Genomic DNA, 20,420 nt, shown 5'->3' with positions numbered 1-20,420 from the left:
CGCGGCCTCGCCGCGCTGCACATAACTAAAGGCGCCTCATGTCGAGCTCCCGCAAAGCGCTCGCGATCGTCCTCGCCGCCGGCGAGGGGACGCGTATGAAGTCGGATACGCCGAAGGTTCTGCATCAGGTCGCCGGCCGCTCGATGCTGGCCCATGTGCTCGCCGCCGTCGCCGAGGCCGGCGTCGAGACGATCGCCGTCGTGGTCGGGCCGGGCAGGGAGGACGTTACGGCCGAAGCGCTGAAGCGCGCCCCGCATGCCCAGACCTTCGTCCAGGCGGAGCGCCTGGGCACGGCGCACGCGGTTCTCGCGGCGCGCGCGGCGATCGCCGCCGGATGCGACGACCTCCTCGTTCTTTTCGCCGACACGCCGCTCGTGACCGGCGCGACGATCCGCGCGCTGCGGGAAGCGCTGGCGGCCGGCGCCGGCGTCGCGGCGCTGGGTTTTTCGGCGGCTGACCCCTTCGGATATGGGCGGCTGCTGCAGGACGAGGCCGGGCGCCTCGTCGCCATCCGCGAAGAGAAGGATGCGAGCGCGGCGGAGCGCGCCATCCGGCTCTGCAACGCCGGGCTGATGGCGATCGATGGGGCGGCGGCCGCCGATTGGCTCGGCCAGATCGGCAATAGCAACGCCAAGGGCGAATTTTATCTGACGGACATCGTCGAAATCGCCCGCGCGTGCGGGCGCGAGGCGCGCGTTGTCGTCGCTGACGAGACAGAGGTGCTCGGCGTCAACGACCGCATTCAGCTCGCCCAGGCAGAGGCCGTAGCGCAGAACCGCCTCCGCCGCGCCGCGATGGCCGCGGGCGTCACCATGATCGCGCCCGAGACGGTTTTCCTGTCGGCCGACACGGTTTTGGGCAGAGACGTGACGATCGAGCCCCATGTCGTCATCGGCCCCGGCGTCTCGATCGCCGACAAAGCCGTGATCCACGCCTTTTCGCATCTCGAAGGCGCAAGCGTCGGGCAGGGCGCGACGATCGGGCCTTTCGCTCGGCTGCGGCCGGGCGCGGCGCTTGCGGAAGCGGCGAAGGTCGGCAATTTCGTCGAGATCAAGAACGCCAATGTCGCCAAGGGCGCAAAGGTCAATCACCTGACCTACATCGGCGACGCCGACATCGGCGCCAACGCCAATATCGGCGCGGGCACGATCACCTGCAATTACGACGGCTTCTTCAAATATCGCACGGAGATCGGCGAGAACGCCTTCATCGGCTCCAATTCTGCGCTGGTCGCGCCGGTGAAGATCGGGGCGGGGGCCTATGTGGGCTCGGGCTCGGTCGTCACCAAGGATGTGCGCGGCGACGCGCTCGTCGTGGCGCGGGGCCGGCAGATGGAGAAAGCCGGCTGGGCGGCGTCTTTCCGGGCGATACAGGCGGAGAGGAAGGCTGCGGCCAAGAAGTCGTGACTGTTGTTTAGAGCGCCTTGGGAGGGCGCTGATCCGCACGGGTTACGTCCTAAGGGGAGCTAACGGTCCTCTCAATGGTTCCCTTAACCTTGAATCAAACCCAAGCGTGCTGCAGCGCTTTTGCTATGATCCTTTTTCGGAGGCAGCCCCATGTGCGGAATCGTCGGAATTCTCGGAAAAGGCCCGGTTGCCGGACAGCTCGTCGAGGCGCTGAAGCGGCTCGAATATCGCGGCTATGATTCGGCCGGGATCGCCACCCTCGAAGAGGGCCGCCTGACGCGCCTTCGCGCCTCCGGCAAGCTGAAGAATCTCGAAGAAAAGCTCGCCGCGAGCCCCATGCGCGGGAGCGTGGGCATCGGCCACACGCGCTGGGCGACGCATGGCAAGCCCAATGAGGACAACGCCCATCCCCATGCCAACGCCCGCGTCGCCGTGGTTCACAACGGCATCATCGAGAACTTCCGCGAGCTGCGTGAGGAGCTGATCGCCAAGGGCCATGCCTTCACCTCGCAGACCGACTCGGAGGTCGTCGCCCATCTTGTCGCCGACGAGATGCAGGCCGGCGCCGCGCCGCAGGCGGCGGTCGCCGCGGCTCTGAAAAGGCTCAAGGGCGCCTTTGCGCTTGCTTTTCTCTTCAACAATGAGCCTGACCTGCTCATCGGCGCGCGGCGTGGCTCGCCGCTCGCCGTCGGCTGGAGCGAGGAGGGCGCTTATCTCGGCTCCGACGCGCTGGCGCTCGCGCCCTTCGCCACGTCGATCGCTTATCTCGACGAAGGCGACTGGGTCGTGCTGCGCCGCGCGGGTGCGCAATTCTTCGACGCGCAAGACGCGCCTGTCGAGCGGCGTCGCCTGCCTTTGCAACAGGGCTCGTTCCTGGTCGATAAGGGCAATTACCGCCATTACATGGCCAAGGAGATTCACGAGCAGCCAGAGGTCGTCGGCCGCACGCTGTCGCATTACCTCGACCTTGCCGAGGGCGTCACGCGCCTGCCCTTCGAGCTGAACTTCGATCCCAGCAAGCTGACGCGGGTGACGATTTCCGCCTGCGGCACCGCCTATTATGCCGGGCTCGTCGCGCGCTATTGGCTGGAGCGTTTCGCCCGGCTGCCGGTCGAGATCGACATCGCCTCGGAGTTCCGCTACCGCGACCCGCCTTTGGCCGAGAACGGGCTCATGATCGTCGTCTCACAGTCGGGCGAGACGGCCGACACGCTCGCGGCCTTGCGCTACGCCAAGGCGCATGGCCAGCACATTCTCTCGATCGTCAATGTCGAGACCTCGACCATCGCCCGCGAGAGCGACACGGTGGCCAAGACGCTCGCCGGGCCGGAGATTGGCGTCGCCTCGACCAAGGCGTTCACCTGCCAGCTTGCGGTTTTCGCCTGTCTCGCCTTGGCGCTCGGGCGCGCGCGGGGCGTGCTGACGAAGGAACGCGAACGGGAGCTGGTCTCGGAGCTTATCGCCGCGCCGGGCCAGATGGCCGAGGCGCTGTCCCGCGAGGCGGCGGTCGAGCCGGTGGCGCGCGATGTGGCGCGGGCGTCAAGCGTGCTCTATCTCGGGCGCGGCCCGTCCTTTCCGCTGGCGATGGAGGGCGCGCTCAAGCTCAAGGAGCTGTCTTATATCCATGCCGAGGGTTATGCGGCGGGCGAGCTGAAGCACGGCCCCATCGCGCTCATCGACTACGCCATGCCGGTGATCGCGCTGGCGCCGCCGGACGCGAGCCTCGAAAAGACGGTGTCGAACCTGCAGGAAGTCGCCGCGCGCGGCGGGCATCTGATCCTGATCGGCTCGCCGCGCGCCCGGCAGGAGGCGGCGGCGGAACTGGCCGGCTATATCGAGATGCCGGAGACGGTCTCGGGGCCCTTCGCGGCGATCGTCTACGCCGTGCCGGCGCAGCTTCTCGCCTACCACGTTGCAACTTTCATGGGCAAAGACGTGGATCAGCCGAGGAATCTCGCAAAGAGCGTCACGGTGGAGTAAGGGCCGCCTTGCGCCCCTCAGTTTGTTGATAAACCTCCGAGGCGGCCTCGTCCTTCGAGACGCGAGCTTCGCTCGCTCCTCAGGATGAGGCCTAAGTGTTTGATGCAGAAGTGTTTGGCGTAGATGCAGAAGCCCTTCATGCTGAGGAGCCTGCGTAGCAGGCGTCTCGAAGCACGAAGGGCGTCACCGCCACTTTATCAACGCTTTGCCCGCATTCACTTGCCCTTGATGATGGCGGCCGCCCGATGCGCCTCGGTGATCGCGCTCTCGACGGCCGGCATGCCCTGGCCGTCGGAGTGGGCCAGCAGGACATTGCCATAGCGCTTCGGCAGCGTCCGCATGGTTTCGACGATCCCGGGCGCCGGGATGAGATGGTGATGCCCCCAGCGCGTCAGCCGCACCTGGGCGAGGCGCTTCCCTGAAAAGGCCTCGGGCAGGAAGCGTCGCAGCTCCGCCACGATCGGCTCGGCCAGCGCCGCGCCGTCGCCCGCCAGCAATTGCGCGCGCCCCATCTGCGGGTCTCGGAACGGCGCGTAGACCGTGAGAACCCCGTGGTCCTTCGGCCGTCTCTCGCCAAGCGCGGCGCCGGCGTCGATGGCGTCGGTGACGCGCTCGGCTTCCGGGGTCCAGCAGTCAAAGGCGCCGGGCGCCAGGGCGCCCTCGAAGCAGCAATTGGCGACGAGAAAGCTTCCCTGTCGCAGGCGCGTCATCGCCGCTTTGGCGACGGGGTCGATCCCGCGCAGGAGTCGCGCCGCAAAGAAAAAGGGCGCGGCGAGCACGACCCATTTGGCCGCCACGCAGCGGGGCTCCCCGGGGTTTTCAGCGTCGAACCAGGCCACCCGGGCCTCGCCCCCGTCGCCCGACGGCTCGACCGCGAAGACCGCCGCGCCGGTTGCGATACGGCCCGCTCCGGCGCTCGAAACCCGCGCCGCCATCGCCTTTGCAAGCGCGGCGTTGCCGCCCGGAAAGGCGTAAATCCGGCCGGCAAGCTCGGTGAGGAAGTTCAATCCCACATAGGCCGAGACTTCGGCGGCCGGCGCGCCCATGGCCGAGCGGCTGAAGGCGTCGAGATAGGGGAGGAGGGCGGGGTCGATCTGCTCCCGAAGGAGAAACTGGCGCAGCGTCAGCCGGTCGAGCGCCAGCGCCGCGGATGGCGCCGCCTCGATCGGCGTTTTAGGGAGGTCGGGGCCCGCCACGAGCTTTTCCACTAAGCCGCGCAGTCTCTCGAAGGGCTCGCGCAGCGGCCCGGCGAGAGCGTCGGCAGAGCCGTTGGCGATGACGCGATTCTCAGGCTGCGGGACGGGACGCGGCGTCAGTCCCAGCGCCTCGTAGAAGGGGCCGAAGGGTTCGGCGACGTCGACGAAATAAGCCGAGCCCAGCGCATAATCGATGTCGCGCCAGCGCCCGGATTTGGCGGCGCCGCCGGGCTCCGTCTCGCGCTCCAGCAGCAAAATGTCGCGGTCGCGCAGCAGGGTCGCGGCGGCGAGGCCCGCGAGGCCGCCGCCGACGATGGCGACCTCGACCCGCCGCTCGGGCGCGGGCGCCGGCCGGTCCCAAAGACCGTCGCGGATGGCGTGCATGGGCGCGAAACTGTCGCCCGTCCATGCGCTGATCCGGTAATCCGGCTCGGCGGCCACGCGCCGCGGCGCAAGCGCGGCGGCGCCCAAGAGTCTCATGGTCTGCCGGCGAGTCAGCATTTGCGCCTCCCAGGCGAGCATAGGCCCGCGCGGCTCGCCAGTTAACCCTCGGCATTGACAGGGCGCGGCCGGAACTGGTCTATGCAGGCGACCGGCGCGCCTCATGGCGCTCGCTTTCGTAAAGGATGCTGAGACTGTTGCTCGCCTCGATCCCGCCCGCCTATATCGCCCCTTTCGAGCGGGCCTGGCGTCACCGGGAGCTCATTCGCGCCGTCGTGCGGCGGGAATTCATCTCGCGCTTTCGCGGCTCTTTCCTGGGGCCGGCCTGGGCGGCGCTCTCGCCGCTGGTGATGCTGCTCACCTATACGACGCTCTTCTCGATCACCGTGCCGCAGCTTTCCGCCGGCATGAGCGTGACGGATTACGCCAGCGGCATCTTCATCGGGCTGATTGTCTTCAACCTCTTCAGCGAGCTCGCCTATCGCGCGCCGATCCTGCTCCATGAGCATGTGAATTTCGTCAAGCGCTCGATCTTCCCGAGCGAGACCATCGCCTGGACGGCGACGATCCGCGCTTTCACCTATGCCGGCGTCGCCTTCGGCGTTTATATCGCCTTCCGCCTGCTGACGGCGGGGAGCGTGCCGCTCACCATCGTGCTGACGCCGCTGCTCGTCGTCCCCTTCTTCCTGTTCATCCTGGGCGTCGTCTGGTTTCTGATGGCGCTCGGCGCCTTCACGCGCGACGTCGCGCATATCATGGCGTCGATCGTTCCGGTGCTGATGTTCGCGACGCCGATCTTCTACCGGCTCGACCAGATTGCGCAGATGTCGACCTCGACGGCGATGTGGCTGCGCCTCAATATCGTCGGCGACTATATCGAGATGCTGCGCGCCGTCGCGCTCGACGGCTATGTGCCGAACGTCTTCGGCTATCTGCTCGTCGTCGCCGTCTCCTACGCCGTGTTCATCGGGGGCTACCAGTTCTTCATGCGCTACAAATCGGTCATCGTCGATGTCATCTGAGCCGGCCATTCGCTGCAAGGGCATCGGAAAAGCCTTCCAGCTCTATGCGCATCAGAACGACCAATTGAAGCAGATCCTCTTCGGCCTGTGGAAGACCTTCTACAAGGAGAAGTGGGTTCTGCACGACATGACCTTCACGGTCGAGAAGGGCGGGCGCGTCGGCATTCTCGGGCGCAATGGCGCCGGCAAGACGACGCTGCTGCAGATCATCTGCGGCATCACCATGCCGACCAAAGGGGAATTCGAGGTCAAGGGGCGCATCGCGCCGATCCTGGCGTTGGGCTCCGGCTTCGACGGGCTGCTGACGGGGCGCGAGAACGCCCGCATTGGCGCGGCGATCCTTGGCCTGTCGCGCAGGGAAGTCGACGAGTGCATCGAGGACATCGCCGCCTTTGCCGACATCGGCCCCTTCTTCGAGCAGCCGATGCGGACCTATTCCATGGGCATGATCGCGCGCGTCGCCTTCGCGATTTGCGCCCACGCCAAGGCGGATGTGCTCATCGTCGACGAGGCGCTTTCGGTCGGCGACGAGATCTTTCAGCGCAAATGCGAGAAATATATCGCTGACTTCAGCCGGACCGGCACGATCCTGATGGTCTCGCATGATCTCGATTTTCTCGAGAATCTCTGCGATCGCATCCTTTGGCTGGAGCAGGGCGTGGTCAAGGAGATCGGCGAGCCCAAGCGCATCATCGCCGATTATCGCGCCGCAATGCTGGCCGAGGAAGCTCAGGCGGCCGGCGCGGCGTAGCCAGCCGTCGTCGCCGGCGCAGGAGCGTCGAAGCGCTTGGCGCGCGGGCTGTAATTCAGCCTGCCGATGAGCCAGGCCGAGACGCCGATCTCGACGCCCACGGCGGCCACCAAGGGGATCGCGAACCAGGCGCTGATGCGCAGCAGCGATTCCAGCCCCACCAGAAAACCGATATGCGCCGCCGGAATGGCGATGATCGGCAGGCTGCCGGCCGCGCCGCGCCGACCTGTGATATTGCCGAAGGTCAGGGTCAGCGCCATGGCGAGTAGCGCGTGCGCGAGCGCGAGCGCCGGCGCGCCGAAGCGTTTCGCCGCCTCTGCCATCCACTCGCCGAACTGGCGATGATCCTGCTTTGCGAGCTTCATGCTGGCGAGGAATTCTCCCGCCGACAACTCGTAAACGCCTTTCCAGCCGCGATCGGGCAGGGAGCTGCTGCCCTGCATAGGAAGCGCCATGGCGTATTCGTCGAAATTGGCGATCCGCACCTCATTGCTCGTGACCGAGCGGGTCTGGATGCTGCCGTTGGAGAGCGCGACGATGACGCCCGAGTCGTTGCGGCGGAATTCCGCGCGCGCGGCGGTGATCGTTTCTTCTTCCATCTTCTCGATGGAAATCTGCCGGATGAACAGATTGGCGGCGATGTCGGGCGTGATCCAGCGCTCGATGTAGAGCGTCTTCACGCCATTCGAGAAAGTGTAGAAATGCGCCGCGTCGAGCATGCGGTGGTTGAGCGAATTGCGGACGACGTTCAACACGTCCTGCATGTTGCTCGAATAGTGGGGGGCGATGATGTTGGCGAGAATATAGCCGAGCACGACGACGCCCGCGGCGAGCGATAATGTCGGACGGCAGATCGACCAGACGGAAAGCCGCAGCGCATAGAGCACGGCGATCATGCCTTCGCTGGCCATGCGCGAGAATTCGAGCGCGGCGCCGACGCCGATCGCCATCGGCAAGGTCATATAAGCGACTGTCGGCGTCACGCCGACCAGCGCCGGGATAACGAGCCCGCCGCGCACGGCCGCCGGCGGCAATTGATAGAGCAAATAGGAAAGAACGACTGGAACCGACAAGGCGAGCTGAACGATGAGGACGCTGAAGCCCACGCGCTTGAAGAGATAGAAAAAGAGGAGGCGGGGCATGGGTTATTGCCGCTTTGGCGTTGTGCCCGTCATTGCGAGGAGCGTCAGCGACGAAGCAATCCAGAGCCACATCGCGGCCCCTGGATTGCTTCGCGTCGCTCTCAATGACGGGTAAAAAATCAAGGCGCGTGGTCCTGCAGCGCTATTTCTTGAACCGCGCCCAGGCGGCCTTGGAATATTGCGTCCAGGCTGGATCGAAGACGCCGCGCGCGGGCAGCGCGACCGCGCCGGCCCAGTGGGCGAAATAGATTTCCTTGCCTTCGTAATCCACCGGCTTGCCGTCCACGAAGGTCACGCCCGGCGCCTTGTAGAAGCTCTCATGCGAGGCTTTCTCCACCACATTGGGCAGCAGCTCGATCTTGATCCCGCGGCGATGGGTGACGAAGTTCACCAGCGGCTGCGCGAAAAGCTGGCCGCGCTTGCGCACGTCGTGGAAAATCTCGGCGTCTTCCTTCATCGTTTCGATGAAGTCTGAGAGCTTGAGATATTTGTTGGACGTGACCCAGAAGCCGTCGTTGAACAGCAGCGCGTCGTTCAGGAAGGCGTAATTGCTGCGCCTGTCGTTGTAGACATATTCGAAGCTCGGCGAGGCGACGATGAATTCCCTTTTGCCGGCTTCGAGCCTGCCGAAAATGGGCGTGAAGTCGCGAAACAGAATGACGTCCACATCCACATAAGCGACTTCGTCGAGCGGCAGGGCAAGCGCCTGGAGCTTGCGCAGTCGGCGGCGGTTATTGTTGAAAAAACCCGGATAGAGCTCATGGGAGAGCTTGTCGATCTCGACCGGCTCCTCGTCCACATAGGTCGCGCCGTAAACATCGGCGGCGCGGCGGGTCATTTCGACGTTGTCGTCATAGGGGATGAGATAGATCGGCAGCGACGAATTGGTGTCGCGGTAGCTCTCCAGGAAGGGCAGCAGCCAATCGATGATCTTGTCGTTGCCGACGATGGCGATGCCATAGCGCTTGGCGGGCGCGGCGGCGCCGGTCTCTGACTCCGGGGCGCGCAGGGGTGGATTCGAAGGTCGAAGGCTCATATAGGGGGTGTACTTGTAAAATTCGGGCAAAAGCAAGGGGGCGGTCGATTGGGGCAGATTTCGGAGACGCCGCCTCCTGCGCGGCCGCTCGCCGGGAAGACCGTCGCCGTCGTCCACGCCGCCTGGCACAGTTGCGGCAGCTATCAGGTCAACGTCAGTCAGATCGCCGCCTATCAGGCGCTCGGCGCGCGCGTGCTGTCCGTTGCGATGATGGACGCGCTGACCCCGCCGGCGCCCGATGGCGGGCGCTGGCCGTCCTATCTCGCCGCCACCCGCGACATTGGGGCCGATCGACGCTATTTCTGCGGCGCGCCGAACGCCGCTCTGGCGTCGCGGCTGCTCCTTGACGGCTGGTGGCGCCTCATCCATGGCGATCAGGCGTCATGGCTGATCGAGATCGCCAAGCGGGTTCCCGTGCCGGACGATCTCGAAGCGATCGATCTCTTCCACGCCAACCACTATATCACGTTGCCCTTCGTCGAGCGATTGAAGCGGGGCAGGCGGGTTCCTGTGATCTTGGAGACGCAGGACATCCAGGCGCGGCAATATGTGCTGCGCAATCAGGGCGGCTTTTTCATCCCGCCTTACGTCGGCTACGATGAGATGTTGGCGGTCGAACTCGATTGGATGCGCCGCGCCGATCTCTGCGCGCATCTCAATGAGGAGGAAGACCGCGACTTCCGGGCGCTTTTGCCGCAGGCGCGCCATGCGCTGATCTACCCGGCCGTGCTCGACGTTCCACGCGCGGCGGGCGGCGAGATCATCATCGTCGCGAGCGACAATTACGCCAATTACAAGAGCCTGCGCTGGCTTTTGCAGGAGGTCGTCCCGCGCGCGGACGGCGCCCGAGTTGCGATCTACGGCAATATTGACGCGGGCGTGAAGCAGCGCGATCCCGCGCTTTACGAGGCGCATCGCGCGCTATTCCGAGGGCGGGTCGAGAATATCGGCGCGGTCTACGCCAATGCGGGCTGCGTCCTGCTGCCGACGGTCGAGGGGCATGGCCTCTCCATCAAGGCTGTGGAGGCGCTCTCCTGCGGCGCGCCGCTCATCGCGACGCCGCTCGCTTTTCGCGGCATGAAGGTCGATCCGTCAGCTTTCTCGAATGTCTCTCTGGCCGAGGACGCCGAGCAATTCGCCCGGCTTTGGCGCGAGGCGCAGGCGCGCGCCGACGCCGGCGAAACGCCCGCGGCCGCAAGCGACACACGCAAATATTACGAGGCAGTCTTCAGCCCCGCGGCCTATGCGCGGGCGCTGGCGGCGGAGCTGGAAACCCTTCCCGCATGAGCGCGATCGATCTTACCGGCCGGCGCGTGGCGCTCATCCATCCGGCCTGGCATTCCTGTGGCACCTATCGCGTCGTGCTCGGACAGATCGAGGCTTACCGGGCGCTCGGGGCCGAGGTGCTGCCGATCGCCATCAGCGCCGACCCCGGTTTCGTCCCTGGCCGCGCCTGGATCTGGAAGAGCTTTACCGAGGCCACACCCGAGCTCGAGTCCGGCCCGCGCTATTACGGCGGCGCGCCGTTCCACGCCATGCTCGGCCCGCGGTTCCTCGCGCAGACTCTCTGGCCCTATATCCATGGCGATCAGGCGGCGATTCGGTTGGGGATGGCCGAGCGCGCCGAGCTGTCGCCGCTGGTCGAGGCGCAAGAGTACGACCTCATCCATTGCAACCATTTCTTTCTGATGCCGGTGGCGCGGCGGCTGGCGCGCGGGCGCGCGCCGATCTTGCTCGATACGCATGATCTGCAGGCGCGGCAGTTCGCGCTCATCAATGAGCGCATGCACTGGCTTTCGCCGCGCGCGACCTATGAGGCGATGTTGGCGCAGGAGCTTTCGGCGATGCGCGGCGCCGATCTTCTGCTGCATCTCAATGCGCAGGAGGCGGAGGATTTCCGCGCCCTTCTGCCCGAGAAGCGCCATGCGCTGCTCTACCCGCCGACGCCCGCCGCGCCGACGGGCCCTGGCGGGTCCGACATCGTCATCGTCTCCAGCAACAACACGGCCAATGTCGAGAGCCTGATCTGGTTCCTGCGCGAGGTCGCGCCGAAAGCGCCGGGCGTGACGGTCAAGATCGCCGGCAGCGTCGACGCCGGGGTGCGCGCCCGCGCGCCGGAGGAGTATGCCGCTTACAAGGACTGGTTCCTGGGCCGGGTCGAAGACCCCGGCGAAGTCTACGCCGGCGCCAGGCTCGTCCTGTTGCCGACGATCAGCGGGACGGGGCTGTCGATCAAGACGGTCGAGGCCATGTCGAGCGGCCTGCCGCTCATTGCGACGCCGCAAGCCCTGCGCGGCATGGATCGCGACGCTCTCTCGCTCCCTGGCGTGACGCTCGCCGAAACCGCGGAGGATTTCGCCGCCGCGCTGCGCTCGGCCGCCGCCATTCCGCCGAAGGACGATTCGCAGCGCAGCGTGAGCGCGGCCCGCATTTATTACGAGACCCGCTTCTCGCTTGCCGCCTATCAGCGCAACCTTGGCGCGCTGGCCGCTCCGCTCCTGGGGCGTCCTCTTAATGTTTCCTGATAAAAATCAGATGATTGTATGAAAGTGTGACTCCACGGCAACGCGGCCGGTAAATTCGCCGAACAGGGCGCGCGCGTAATTTCTTCATCAGTTATGCGGTGTTACTTTTGCGACATGTTGCTGCGCCGGAGACCGGGCGGCCTTGCTCTTGGAGACTACATATGAATTTCAAGGCTGCGGTTTTTGGCGCTGCCGCGTCGATCCTGTCTTTCGGCGTTGCGACCGCCGCGGATCTTCCGAGCTATAAGGCTCCGCCGCCGCCCCCGCCGGCAATTGGCTTCGACTGGACCGGATATCATCTCGGCATCAGCGGCGGCTATGGCGCCGGCTCGACCGGCTATCTGTCCAACGTCACCGCTTTTGGCCCGACTCCGGTCGTCAACTGGAACAATGTGGCGACCAACCTCGGCACGAGAGGCTATCTTGTCGGCGTGCAGAGCGGCGCCGATTGGCAATTGCCGAACCGTATCGTGCTCGGCTACGAGTCCGAGTTCAACTACGCCGATGTGAGCAGCAACGTCACCGGCGGCTGGAATTGGGGCAATCAGCTCTACAGCCGCCTGCGCTGGTACGGCGCCGAGCGTCTGCGCATCGGTTACGCCTTTGGCCGGTTCATGCCCTATGTTACGGGCGGCCTCGCCTATGGCCAGTTGCACGTCAGCGGCGTGGACAGCGTCGCGGGCTATCTCTTCCCAACCTCGGCCTCGAGCTGGCAGGCCGGCTGGACGGTGGGCGCGGGCTTCGAATACGCCCTGTTCGACAAGATCAGCGTCAAGGCCGAATATCTCTATTCGAGCCTGCAGGGCACGCATGGCTCGGGCCTGGGCTACCCCAACGCCTACCGCACCTTCACCGGCAATGGCTTCGACACGCATATCGCGCGCATCGGCGTCAATTACCGCGTCAAAAATCTGGGCGCTCTGATCGGCATGCCCGATCTGGGGATTTAATCCCCCGACGCTGCTTCGACGAGAAGCCCGGCCCAAGCGGCCGGGCTCAGTTTGTTGACAAACCTCCGAGGCGGCCTCGTCCTTCGAGACGCGAGCGTCGCTCGCTCCTCAGGATGAGGCCTAAGTGTTTGGCGCAGTAGCAGAAGCTCCTCATGCTGAGGAGCCTGCGCAGCAGGCGTCTCGAAGCGCTAGGGGCGTTACCGCTACTTTGTCAGCAGCCAGAGCCCGGCCCAGGCGGCCGGGCTTTTTTGATTCTCGACGCCGCGCGCTGATGCGTTATTCTTATGCCCATGATCCGACCATCGCCGATTGTTCCCTCCGCATCGGGCCTGTCGTTGCTCACCGACCGTTCGCGGGAAATCTTTCGGCAGCTCGTCGACAGCTATCTGGCCACGGGTGAACCCGTCGGCTCTCGGCAGATTTCACGCCTTCTACCGATGACCTTGTCGCCGGCCTCGGTTCGCAATGTGATGCAGGACCTCGAGGAGCTTGGTCTCATCTATGCGCCGCATACCAGCGCCGGACGCATGCCGACCGAGCTGGGTCTGCGCTTTTTCGTCGATTCGCTCTTGCAGATCGGCGATCTCGAAGAAGCCGAGCGCGCGCGCATTGCGGCGGAGGTCGAGGCCGCATCCAAGGATCACGATCTCGAAGGCGTGCTGGCGGAGGCGACGGGTCTGCTGTCCGGCCTGGCGCGCGTCGCCGGAGTCGTCGTCGCGAGCAAGGAGAATGTGCGCCTCAAGCAGATTGATTTCGTGCGGCTGGAGCCGGAGCGCGCGCTCGCCATTCTCGTCGCCGACGACGGTACTGTCGAGAATCGCGTCATTCCCGTCTCGCGGGATCTACCGGCTTCCGCTCTGATCGAAGCGGCGAATTATCTCAACGCGCGCATCATCGGCCGCACGCTGGCGGAGGCGCGCGACGGGATAGAAGCCTCGCGCCGCGCCGCGCAGATGGAACTCGACGAATTGACCGCGCGGCTGGTCCAGCAGGGGCTTGCGAGCTGGGGCGGCGCGCCGAGTGACAATCGCCAGCTCATCGTGCGCGGCCAGGCGCATCTTCTCGAAGATTTGACCGCCGCCGCCGATCTCGAGCGCGTGCGCCTGCTATTTGCCGATCTCGAAACCAAGACCGGCGTGATCGATCTTCTGGAGCGCGCCGAGCAAGGCGAGGGCGTGCGGATTTTCATCGGCTCCGAGAACAAGCTGTTTTCGCTCTCCGGCTCGTCGATGATCGCGGCGCCTTTGCGCGACAGCGAGCGGCGCATCATCGGCGCGCTCGGCGTCATCGGCCCGACGCGCCTGAATTACGCGCGCATCGTGCCGATGGTCGATTACACCGCGAAGATCGTCGCTCGCGTCGTCGGCGGCGCGTGACTCACTTCTTCAACGTCGCGCCAGCTCAATAAGCGGGTGTCATTCCCGACGCTCGCAAAGCGAGCGATCGGGAATCCAGAGCAGGACCAGCGCTTTTGCGGCTCTGGATTCCCGGTCGGGCTTTTAGCCCGCCGGGAATGACACGTCCCCATGCGAGCTGTTCAAATGGAAATTGTATCGGCGCGCATGCGTCAATCCTTCTTGGACTGTCCGCCGCGCTCCTTCATGCCTTGCTCTCTGGCTTCTTCGCGCGCGCTTTGCTCACGCTCGTGACCCTTCTCCATGCCCTGGCGCTCGCGATATTTGTCGTGCTCCATCTCGCGGCGTTCATGGTCGCCGCGACCATAGCGGCCATGATCGCGATATTCGCCGCGCTCCTCATATTCATCGCGATCATAATCGCGGCGGTAGCGATGCCCGTGATCATAATCCTCGTCATGGTAGCGATAGCCATATCGACCATGATCTCGGTCTTCGTCCCAATATCCGCCGCGATGGTGGCGGTACGACCACCAGCAATCGCCGTCGTCGTCGCAGATGCGAACGCCATGCGCTTGCACAACGCCGCTATCCTGACCGGCGGGCGCGAGCGGCATGGCCTTGGAGGCTGGCGCCGCAAGCGCGACTGCGCCGGCGGCCATGGAAGCGAGCAAGAGAAGCGTCTTCATAGATTCGTCCTTTCCTGCTGAAGGCAGGCCATTTCCTCCTCATGCGAAGAGGCGCCTGCTATCTGTCGCGCGCCTCCGCGCTTTCAACGCGCGCTGGGAGGACCGCGAGCCTTCAGGCTCGCTTCACAGTTGCGCGCCCGAAGGCGCGCGATCCAAAATAAAAAGGCTCGCGGTTGCGCCGCGAGCCATGTGTCACGCGCATTTCCGCGCTCAGCGCCAATCGTCGCGATCCCAGTCGTAGTCGCGATCGCGCCAATGATCACGGCGCCATCCGCCGCCGTAACCCCAGCGATCGCCGCGCCATCCGCTGCCGTAGCCCCAGTGGTCGCCTCCGTAACCCCAGTGATTGCGAGTCCAGAAGCAGCGGCCATGTTCGCAGATCATGACGGAGTGCACGTTTTGCGGAGTGACGCCCGGGGCCTTTAGCGGCGCCAGAGTCATGGCGGAAGCAAGCGGCGCAACGGCGACGACGCCGCCCGCCACGAGCGTAGCGAAGAAGACTGACCTGATTTTCATCTCTCATCCTTCCATGCAGGAAAGAGCAAAGCGCGCATAAGCGCTTTGTGGTCAGTGCTATCTGTCGCCGGGGTACGTAGTTTCAACGGCTGGCCCCCTCCCCAACCCTCCCCCGCCAAAGCCCGTCGAAAGACGGGCGTCTTGCAGACGCCCTATGGCGGGGGAGGGACAGGGAGGGGGCGATTCCTACTCGGCAATCTTCAGAGAAAACTCTGCGGATCGACGTCGATCTGCACACGCACGCCGCCACGTTCCTTCGGCGCCGCCGCAATGAGATCGCGCAGGAAGCATTGCACGTCGGCGCTACGCGGCGCCTTCACGAGCAGACGGTAGCGAAAGCGGCCGCGAATGAGCGCGATCGGCGCCTCGGCCGGGCCGAGCATCATGATTTCGTCAGCCTCGGGCAATCCGCCGAGCGCGGCGACGCGATAGCGCGAAGAGGTCGGCAATTCATGCGCGGCGCGCGCCAAGGCGCGCGCATGCGCTTCGGCCGTGGCCGCGTCCTTGCCGGAGACAATGAGCGCCGCAAGGCGCCCGAAGGGCGGCAGTCCGGCGCGTTCGCGCAGCGCGATTTCCTGCGCGTAGAATTTCTCGGCGTCGCCCGAGAGCAGCGCAGCAATGACCGGATGCTCGGGCTGGAATGTTTGAATAAGCGCGCGTCCCGGCTTGTCGCCGCGCCCGGCGCGTCCGGTGACTTGATTGAGCAATTGAAAGGTGCGTTCGGCCGCGCGCGGATCGCCGCTGCCGAGGCCCAAGTCTGCGTCGACGACTCCGACGAGCGTCAGATGCGGAAAGTTGTGGCCCTTGGCGACGAGCTGCGTGCCGATGACGATGTCAAACGCGCCTTTGGCGATTTCGTCCAGCTCGCGTCGCAGCCTCTCGGCGCCGCCGGGGAAGTCGGACGAGAGCACGAGAATGCGCGCGTCGGGAAAGAGCGTTGCGGCTTCTTCGGCGAGGCGTTCGACGCCGGGGCCGCAAGCCGTCAGCGAATCTTCGGCGCCGCATTCCGGGCATGTGTCCGGGCGCCGCTCGGTATGGCCGCAGTGGTGGCAGACGAGGGCGCGGCGGAAGCGATGTTCGACAAGCCAGGCGTCGCATTGCGTGCAGCGGAAGCGATGGCCGCAATCGCGACACAGCGTCAAAGGCGCATAGCCGCGGCGGTTGAGAAAAAGCAGCGCCTGTTCGCCGCGCGCTATGGTTTCGCCCATTGCAAGCGCAAGCCGCGGCGCGATCCAGCGTCCGCGTTCTGCGCCCTCAACGCGCATGTCGATCGGCTCGAGCAGCGGCATGGCGCGGGAGCCGGCGCGCGCATGCAGTCGCAAATGGCCGTAGCGTCCGCGTTCTGCGTTGACTCGCGTTTCGATCGAGGGCGTTGCGGAAGCCAGCACGATCGCAGCGTTCTCGATACGCGCGCGCACCACCGCCATGTCGCGCGCATGATAAGAGGCGCCGTCGTCCTGCTTGTAGGCGCCTTCATGTTCTTCATCGACGACGATGAGGCGAAGGTCGCGGAAGGGGAGAAACAACGCCGAGCGCGCGCCTGCGACGACGCTCAACTCTCCTGTCGCCGCCGCGCGCCAGATGCGCGCGCGCTTGCGCTCGGAGACGCCCGAGTGCCATTCCGCCGGCTTCTCGCCAAAGCGCGCGGCGAAGCGCTCCAGAAATTGCGCCGTGAGCGCAATCTCCGGCATCATCACGAGCGCCTGGCCGCCGTCCTTCAGGGCGGCGGCGACGGCCTCGAAATAGACTTCCGTTTTGCCGGAGCCAGTGACGCCTTCGAGCAGAAAGGGCTTAAACGCACGTGCGCGCACGGCCTCGGTCAAAGCGTCCGCCGCTTCGCGTTGCGCGGGCTCGAGTACGGGCGCGGCGAAATCAGGGTCGAGCGCGCGCGCGACCGGCTCCGGCGGCGCTGCAATTGTCTCCAAGGCGCCTTCATCGACGAGCCCGTCGATCACGCCTGTCGAGCAGGCGGCCGCCTCGGCGAGCGCTTTCTTGGAGAAAGCCATGCCGCCTTGGGCTGCCTCCAACACACGCGCGCGTGTGGGCGTAAGCCGCTCGGGCTTTTTCCCGCCCGCGCGATAGAGCGTGCGCAATGTATCGGGCGCGGCCTCCTCCGCGGCGCGGGTTGCGAGGCGCAGCGCCATGCCGCGCGGCGTCAGCGTGTAGCGCGCGAGCCAGTCGATGAAGTCGCGCAGCTTCTGCGAGAGCGGCGGGCGGTCGAGACGCGCGATGACGGTCTTGAGATTGCCGCGCGGTCTTTCGGCGTCGTCGACGAACCAGACGACGCCATAGGCCTCGCGTGCGCCGAGCGGAACTTTGACGCTGTCGCCCGGCTGCAATCCGAGGGCGGGCGGGGCGAGATAGGAATAGCTCGTGTCGACGGCGACCGGCGCCAGCACGTCGACGGTCTGGGCCCCTTTCGATTCATCCTGCGCCGCGCTCATGGCGACGGCTTAAAGCATCTCATGCGCCGCCGGAAGCCGCGGAACGAAGCCCGCTCCCTGTGGTTGCTCCTGCCGGAGACGTTCTCGGGAGGCCAGCATGACGAAGGTCCTGGACAGCAATTGGTCGCAGCTCGGCGTTTCGGCGGTGACGACGGGCACTGTCGCGGCGCTCGTCTCGGCGGCGGCCCTGGCGGCGCTCGCCAAGGCCGAGGGGAAGGGGGCGCTGCAGCCGTTGAACGCCACGAGTCATTGGGTTCAGGGCGACGCGGCGGCGAAAGTCGAGGCGCCCACCGCGCGCCATACGCTGGTGGGCTTCGCCACCCACCACCTCTCTTCGGTGCTATGGGCGGGGTTTTTCGAGGCCTGGCTGGCGCGCAATCCGCCGCGCTCGATGTGGGAGCTGCTGCGGGACGCCTTCGGTATGTCGGGAATCGCGGCAGCCGTGGATTATGGCGCGACGCCGCATCGCTTCACGCCGGGCTGGGAGTTGGCGCTCTCGAAGAAGTCGATGGCCGGTTCTTATATTGCGTTCGCGTTCGGGCTTGCGGCCGGGGCGCTGGTTTCCGCGCGGGCGCGAGAGGCGGCGCAGGCGGCATGGAGCGAGACGACGCCGCTCTTGCGCGGTTGAGCAAGCCGTCGCGCCTTGACCTTCCGCCTCCCGCTCCCTATCCCTAAAACGAGCCAGTCGGCCGGACGGCCGCTGCGTCATGCAGAGGAAAGTCCGGGCTCCACGGAGACACGGCGCCGGATAACGTCCGGCGGGGGCAACCCCAGGGAAAGCGCCACAGAAAGCAAACCGCCGGGCTTCACGCCCGGTAAGGGTGAAAGGGTGCGGTAAGAGCGCACCGCCTGAGCGGCAACGCTTCAGGGCATGGCAAGCCCCGCCGGGAGCAAAACCGAATAGGGGCGACTGAAGGCTCTCAAAGCTTTCGACCCGTCTCCGGGACGTCGCCCGGGTTGGTTGCTCGAGGCGGTCGGCGACGACCGTCCCAGAGGAATGGCCGTCACGCGGGGGTCGGGAAACCGGCCAACGCCATACAGAACCCGGCTTACAGGCCGACTGGCGCCCGGCTTTTTGGGGCGGGCTGTCATTGGGAGCGAAGCGAAGCAAACCAGAGCGGCTATCGCGGCCCTGGATTGCTTCGTTTCGCTCGCAATGACGGGGCAATCGACGCGAATTCTCGCGTGGGCCGGTAACCCTCTCTTAAGACTAACAAAGCTTAATGCTGTTTGGCGCCGGAGGCGGCGCCGCGGCTTGTCCGCCGCTCCGCCGACGCTTTGAACGAACCATGGCCCGCCAAACCGTTTCGCCGCGACGCCTTCGGACCGCGCGTGAGCCTCTCGAGGGCCCGGTCGCGCCAGTCCGCTGCGTCGGGGCGAAGGCGATGGCGAATGCGAGGGCGAGCGTGATGGGAAGGGACCGCGGCGCGGATGAGCCGCCGGCCGGCGAGGGGCCGGCCCGGCATGTGCCCGTGCTGCTCAACGAGGTGATCGAGGCGCTGCGGCCGCGTGACGGCGGGCGCTATCTCGACGGCACTTTCGGCGCTGGCGGCTATACGCGCGCTTTGCTCGCGGCCGCCGATACGAAAGTTCTGGCGCTCGATCGCGATCCGACCGCCATCGCCGGCGGCGCGGGGCTCGTGGCGAAGGCGCAGGGGCGGCTCACGCTTGTCGAGGCGCGCTTTTCGCAGCTCGAAGAGGTCGCGCGCGCGCAAGACTTCGTTCCCCTCGATGGCGCCGTCTTCGACATCGGCGTTTCGTCCATGCAGTTCGACCAGGCCGAGCGCGGCTTTTCCTTTCGCGGCGACGGCCCGCTCGATATGCGCATGGAGGGCAGGGGCGTCTCCGCCGCCGATATCGTCAATGAGGCCGACGAAGAGACGCTCGCGGATATTCTCTATTACTACGGCGAGGAGCGCGCCTCGCGCCGCATCGCCCGCGCCATCGCCCACGACCGCAATCTCGCGCCTTTCACTTCCACCAAGGCGCTGGCCGAGATGATCGCGCGCGTCGCGCCGGGGCGGCCGGGCGATATTCACCCGGCGACGAAGAGCTTCCAGGCGCTGCGCATTGCCGTCAATGACGAGCTCGGCGAATTGCTCGACGGCCTCGCGGCGGCGGAGCGCACGCTTGGCCCCGGGGGGCGGCTCGTCGTCGTGACCTTCCATTCGCTCGAAGACCGCATCGTCAAGCAGTTCCTCGCCGAGCGCTCGGGGCGCGGCGAGACTGGCTCGCGCCGCCTGCCCGGCGAAGCCGCGCCGCCGGAAACGAGCTTTACCTGCGAGGGCCGCCAGCCGATCGCGCCGACGCGCGCGGAAGTCGAGGCCAATCCGCGCGCGCGTTCGGCGAAGCTGCGCCATGCAACGCGCAACGCCTCGGCCCCGCTGCCGCTCGCCGACAAGCTCACGCGGCTCGTGCGCCTCCCGACGCGCGAGAAAGGAAAAGTCTGATGCTTCGGCTTCTCAACATTCTCGCGGTGGCGGCGCTGATCAGCTCGGCGGTCTACGCCTATACGATCAAATATCAGACGGCCTATCGCCTGGAGCAGATCACCAAGACAAAGCTCGAAATCAAGGCCGAGCGCGACGCCATCGCCGTTTTGCGGGCGGAATGGGCCTATATGACGCGCCCCGAGCGCCTGCAGCCGCTCGCCGACAAATATTTGCCAGAGTTGAAGCCGCTTCAGGTGTCGCAGCTCGTGCCGGCGACGGCCTTGCCGCAGAAGACCCGTAGCGACGCGATCGGGGCCAAGCTCAGCGAGATCGGCCTCTCCGCGCCCGCGACGCCTTCCGCGCAGCCGAGCGCGTCGACGACGACGCCGAAGCCCCAGGCCGCCAAGCCGAAGACGGCGACGCCCAAAACCGTCGCAACCAACAAGGCGCCGAGCGCCAATCCGCAGAGCCCGAGCCGCGAGCCCAAAAAGCCATGACAGAGCGTCAGCCCAACTGGGACACTCCGCCCGAGCCT

The 20,420-nt window shown here is 65.9% G+C and carries 17 protein-coding genes and 1 other RNA gene; 12 read left to right on the top strand and 6 right to left on the bottom strand.

Going from position 1 to position 20,420, the window contains the following annotated elements; all coding sequences use genetic code 11:
• The first annotated feature begins 38 nt into the window (after nucleotides 1–38).
• Both glmU and glmS read left to right on the top strand, forming a co-directional pair.
• Nucleotides 39–1,406: a bifunctional UDP-N-acetylglucosamine diphosphorylase/glucosamine-1-phosphate N-acetyltransferase GlmU gene (gene glmU / locus QMG84_RS14105; protein WP_281928658.1), complete on the top strand. Its 1,368-nt coding sequence runs from the start codon at nucleotides 39–41 to the stop codon at nucleotides 1,404–1,406.
• Between the two features lie 150 nt (nucleotides 1,407–1,556).
• A complete protein-coding gene (gene glmS, locus QMG84_RS14100) occupies nucleotides 1,557–3,386 on the top strand; it encodes a glutamine--fructose-6-phosphate transaminase (isomerizing) (protein WP_281928656.1) in 1,830 nt (609 codons plus the stop codon).
• Nucleotides 3,387–3,601: 215 nt separating this feature from the next.
• Here glmS and QMG84_RS14095 read toward each other — a convergent pair whose 3' ends face one another.
• Complete coding sequence (locus tag QMG84_RS14095) at nucleotides 3,602–5,083, bottom strand: FAD-dependent oxidoreductase (RefSeq protein WP_281928654.1); 1,482 nt, start codon at nucleotides 5,081–5,083, stop codon at nucleotides 3,602–3,604.
• A 137-nt stretch (nucleotides 5,084–5,220) separates the two neighbouring features.
• On the opposite strand from QMG84_RS14095, the gene QMG84_RS14090 reads away from it, so the two are divergent.
• Both QMG84_RS14090 and QMG84_RS14085 read left to right on the top strand, forming a co-directional pair.
• Nucleotides 5,221–6,045 (top strand): ABC transporter permease, encoded by an 825-nt coding sequence (locus QMG84_RS14090; protein ID WP_281928653.1) that lies wholly within the window; start codon nucleotides 5,221–5,223, stop codon nucleotides 6,043–6,045.
• Nucleotides 6,035–6,796: an ABC transporter ATP-binding protein gene (locus QMG84_RS14085; protein WP_281928652.1), complete on the top strand. Its 762-nt coding sequence runs from the start codon at nucleotides 6,035–6,037 to the stop codon at nucleotides 6,794–6,796. The genes QMG84_RS14090 and QMG84_RS14085 overlap by 11 nt, the downstream gene beginning before the upstream one ends.
• Here QMG84_RS14085 and QMG84_RS14080 read toward each other — a convergent pair.
• Together QMG84_RS14080 and QMG84_RS14075 are read right to left on the bottom strand one after the other, a co-directional pair.
• Nucleotides 6,775–7,938: an LptF/LptG family permease gene (locus QMG84_RS14080; protein WP_281928650.1), complete on the bottom strand. Its 1,164-nt coding sequence runs from the start codon at nucleotides 7,936–7,938 to the stop codon at nucleotides 6,775–6,777. The genes QMG84_RS14085 and QMG84_RS14080 overlap by 22 nt on opposite strands.
• Before the next feature lie 142 nt (nucleotides 7,939–8,080).
• Nucleotides 8,081–8,974: a hypothetical protein gene (locus QMG84_RS14075; RefSeq protein ID WP_202072386.1), complete on the bottom strand. Its 894-nt coding sequence runs from the start codon at nucleotides 8,972–8,974 to the stop codon at nucleotides 8,081–8,083.
• Between the two features lie 48 nt (nucleotides 8,975–9,022).
• On the opposite strand from QMG84_RS14075, the gene QMG84_RS14070 reads away from it, so the two are divergent.
• From QMG84_RS14070 to hrcA, 4 genes are all read left to right on the top strand, one after another.
• Entirely contained in the window at nucleotides 9,023–10,261 is a 1,239-nt protein-coding gene (locus tag QMG84_RS14070) for a glycosyltransferase (RefSeq protein WP_281928648.1), read from the top strand.
• Nucleotides 10,258–11,499 (top strand): glycosyltransferase, encoded by a 1,242-nt coding sequence (locus tag QMG84_RS14065; protein ID WP_281928647.1) that lies wholly within the window; start codon nucleotides 10,258–10,260, stop codon nucleotides 11,497–11,499. Before QMG84_RS14070 ends, QMG84_RS14065 begins: the two co-directional genes overlap by 4 nt.
• 161 nt (nucleotides 11,500–11,660) lie before the next feature.
• On the top strand, nucleotides 11,661–12,449 hold the full coding sequence (locus QMG84_RS14060; protein ID WP_202072388.1) for an outer membrane protein: 789 nt from the start codon (nucleotides 11,661–11,663) through the stop codon (nucleotides 12,447–12,449).
• A 290-nt stretch (nucleotides 12,450–12,739) separates the two neighbouring features.
• Nucleotides 12,740–13,825, top strand: a complete 1,086-nt coding sequence (gene hrcA, locus QMG84_RS14055; RefSeq protein ID WP_202072389.1) for a heat-inducible transcriptional repressor HrcA — start codon at nucleotides 12,740–12,742, stop codon at nucleotides 13,823–13,825.
• A gap of 191 nt (nucleotides 13,826–14,016) precedes the next feature.
• On the opposite strand, the gene QMG84_RS14050 is transcribed toward hrcA, so the two are convergent.
• The 3 genes from QMG84_RS14050 to QMG84_RS14040 form a co-directional block, all read right to left on the bottom strand.
• Nucleotides 14,017–14,493, bottom strand: a complete 477-nt coding sequence (locus QMG84_RS14050) for a hypothetical protein (RefSeq protein ID WP_281928645.1) — start codon at nucleotides 14,491–14,493, stop codon at nucleotides 14,017–14,019.
• Nucleotides 14,494–14,703: 210 nt separating this feature from the next.
• Nucleotides 14,704–15,009 (bottom strand): hypothetical protein, encoded by a 306-nt coding sequence (locus tag QMG84_RS14045; protein WP_281928644.1) that lies wholly within the window; start codon nucleotides 15,007–15,009, stop codon nucleotides 14,704–14,706.
• A gap of 200 nt (nucleotides 15,010–15,209) precedes the next feature.
• On the bottom strand, nucleotides 15,210–17,453 hold the full coding sequence (locus tag QMG84_RS14040; RefSeq protein ID WP_281928642.1) for a primosomal protein N': 2,244 nt from the start codon (nucleotides 17,451–17,453) through the stop codon (nucleotides 15,210–15,212).
• Between the two features lie 97 nt (nucleotides 17,454–17,550).
• Here QMG84_RS14040 and QMG84_RS14035 point away from each other — a divergent pair, with 97 nt between their 5' ends.
• The 4 genes from QMG84_RS14035 to ftsL all read left to right on the top strand — a co-directional run bounded on the left by QMG84_RS14035 (nucleotide 17,551) and on the right by ftsL (nucleotide 20,382).
• Nucleotides 17,551–18,081 carry a hypothetical protein gene (locus QMG84_RS14035; RefSeq protein ID WP_281928641.1) on the top strand — a complete coding sequence of 177 codons (531 nt, stop codon included), beginning with the start codon at nucleotides 17,551–17,553 and terminating at the stop codon, nucleotides 18,079–18,081.
• 53 nt (nucleotides 18,082–18,134) lie between these two features.
• Nucleotides 18,135–18,521: RNase P RNA component class A (gene rnpB, locus QMG84_RS14030), an RNA gene on the top strand.
• 341 nt (nucleotides 18,522–18,862) lie between these two features.
• A complete protein-coding gene (gene rsmH, locus QMG84_RS14025) occupies nucleotides 18,863–19,903 on the top strand; it encodes a 16S rRNA (cytosine(1402)-N(4))-methyltransferase RsmH (RefSeq protein ID WP_281932021.1) in 1,041 nt (346 codons plus the stop codon).
• Nucleotides 19,903–20,382 (top strand): cell division protein FtsL, encoded by a 480-nt coding sequence (gene ftsL / locus QMG84_RS14020; RefSeq protein WP_281928639.1) that lies wholly within the window; start codon nucleotides 19,903–19,905, stop codon nucleotides 20,380–20,382. Before rsmH ends, ftsL begins: the two co-directional genes overlap by 1 nt.
• Nucleotides 20,383–20,420: the final 38 nt, after the last annotated feature.

This window comes from Methylocystis iwaonis (assembly GCF_027925385.1).
Lineage (GTDB): Bacteria > Pseudomonadota > Alphaproteobacteria > Rhizobiales > Beijerinckiaceae > Methylocystis > Methylocystis iwaonis.
Note: the sequence above shows the minus strand (reverse complement) of the source record. Positions and strands in the feature narration are given on the sequence as shown.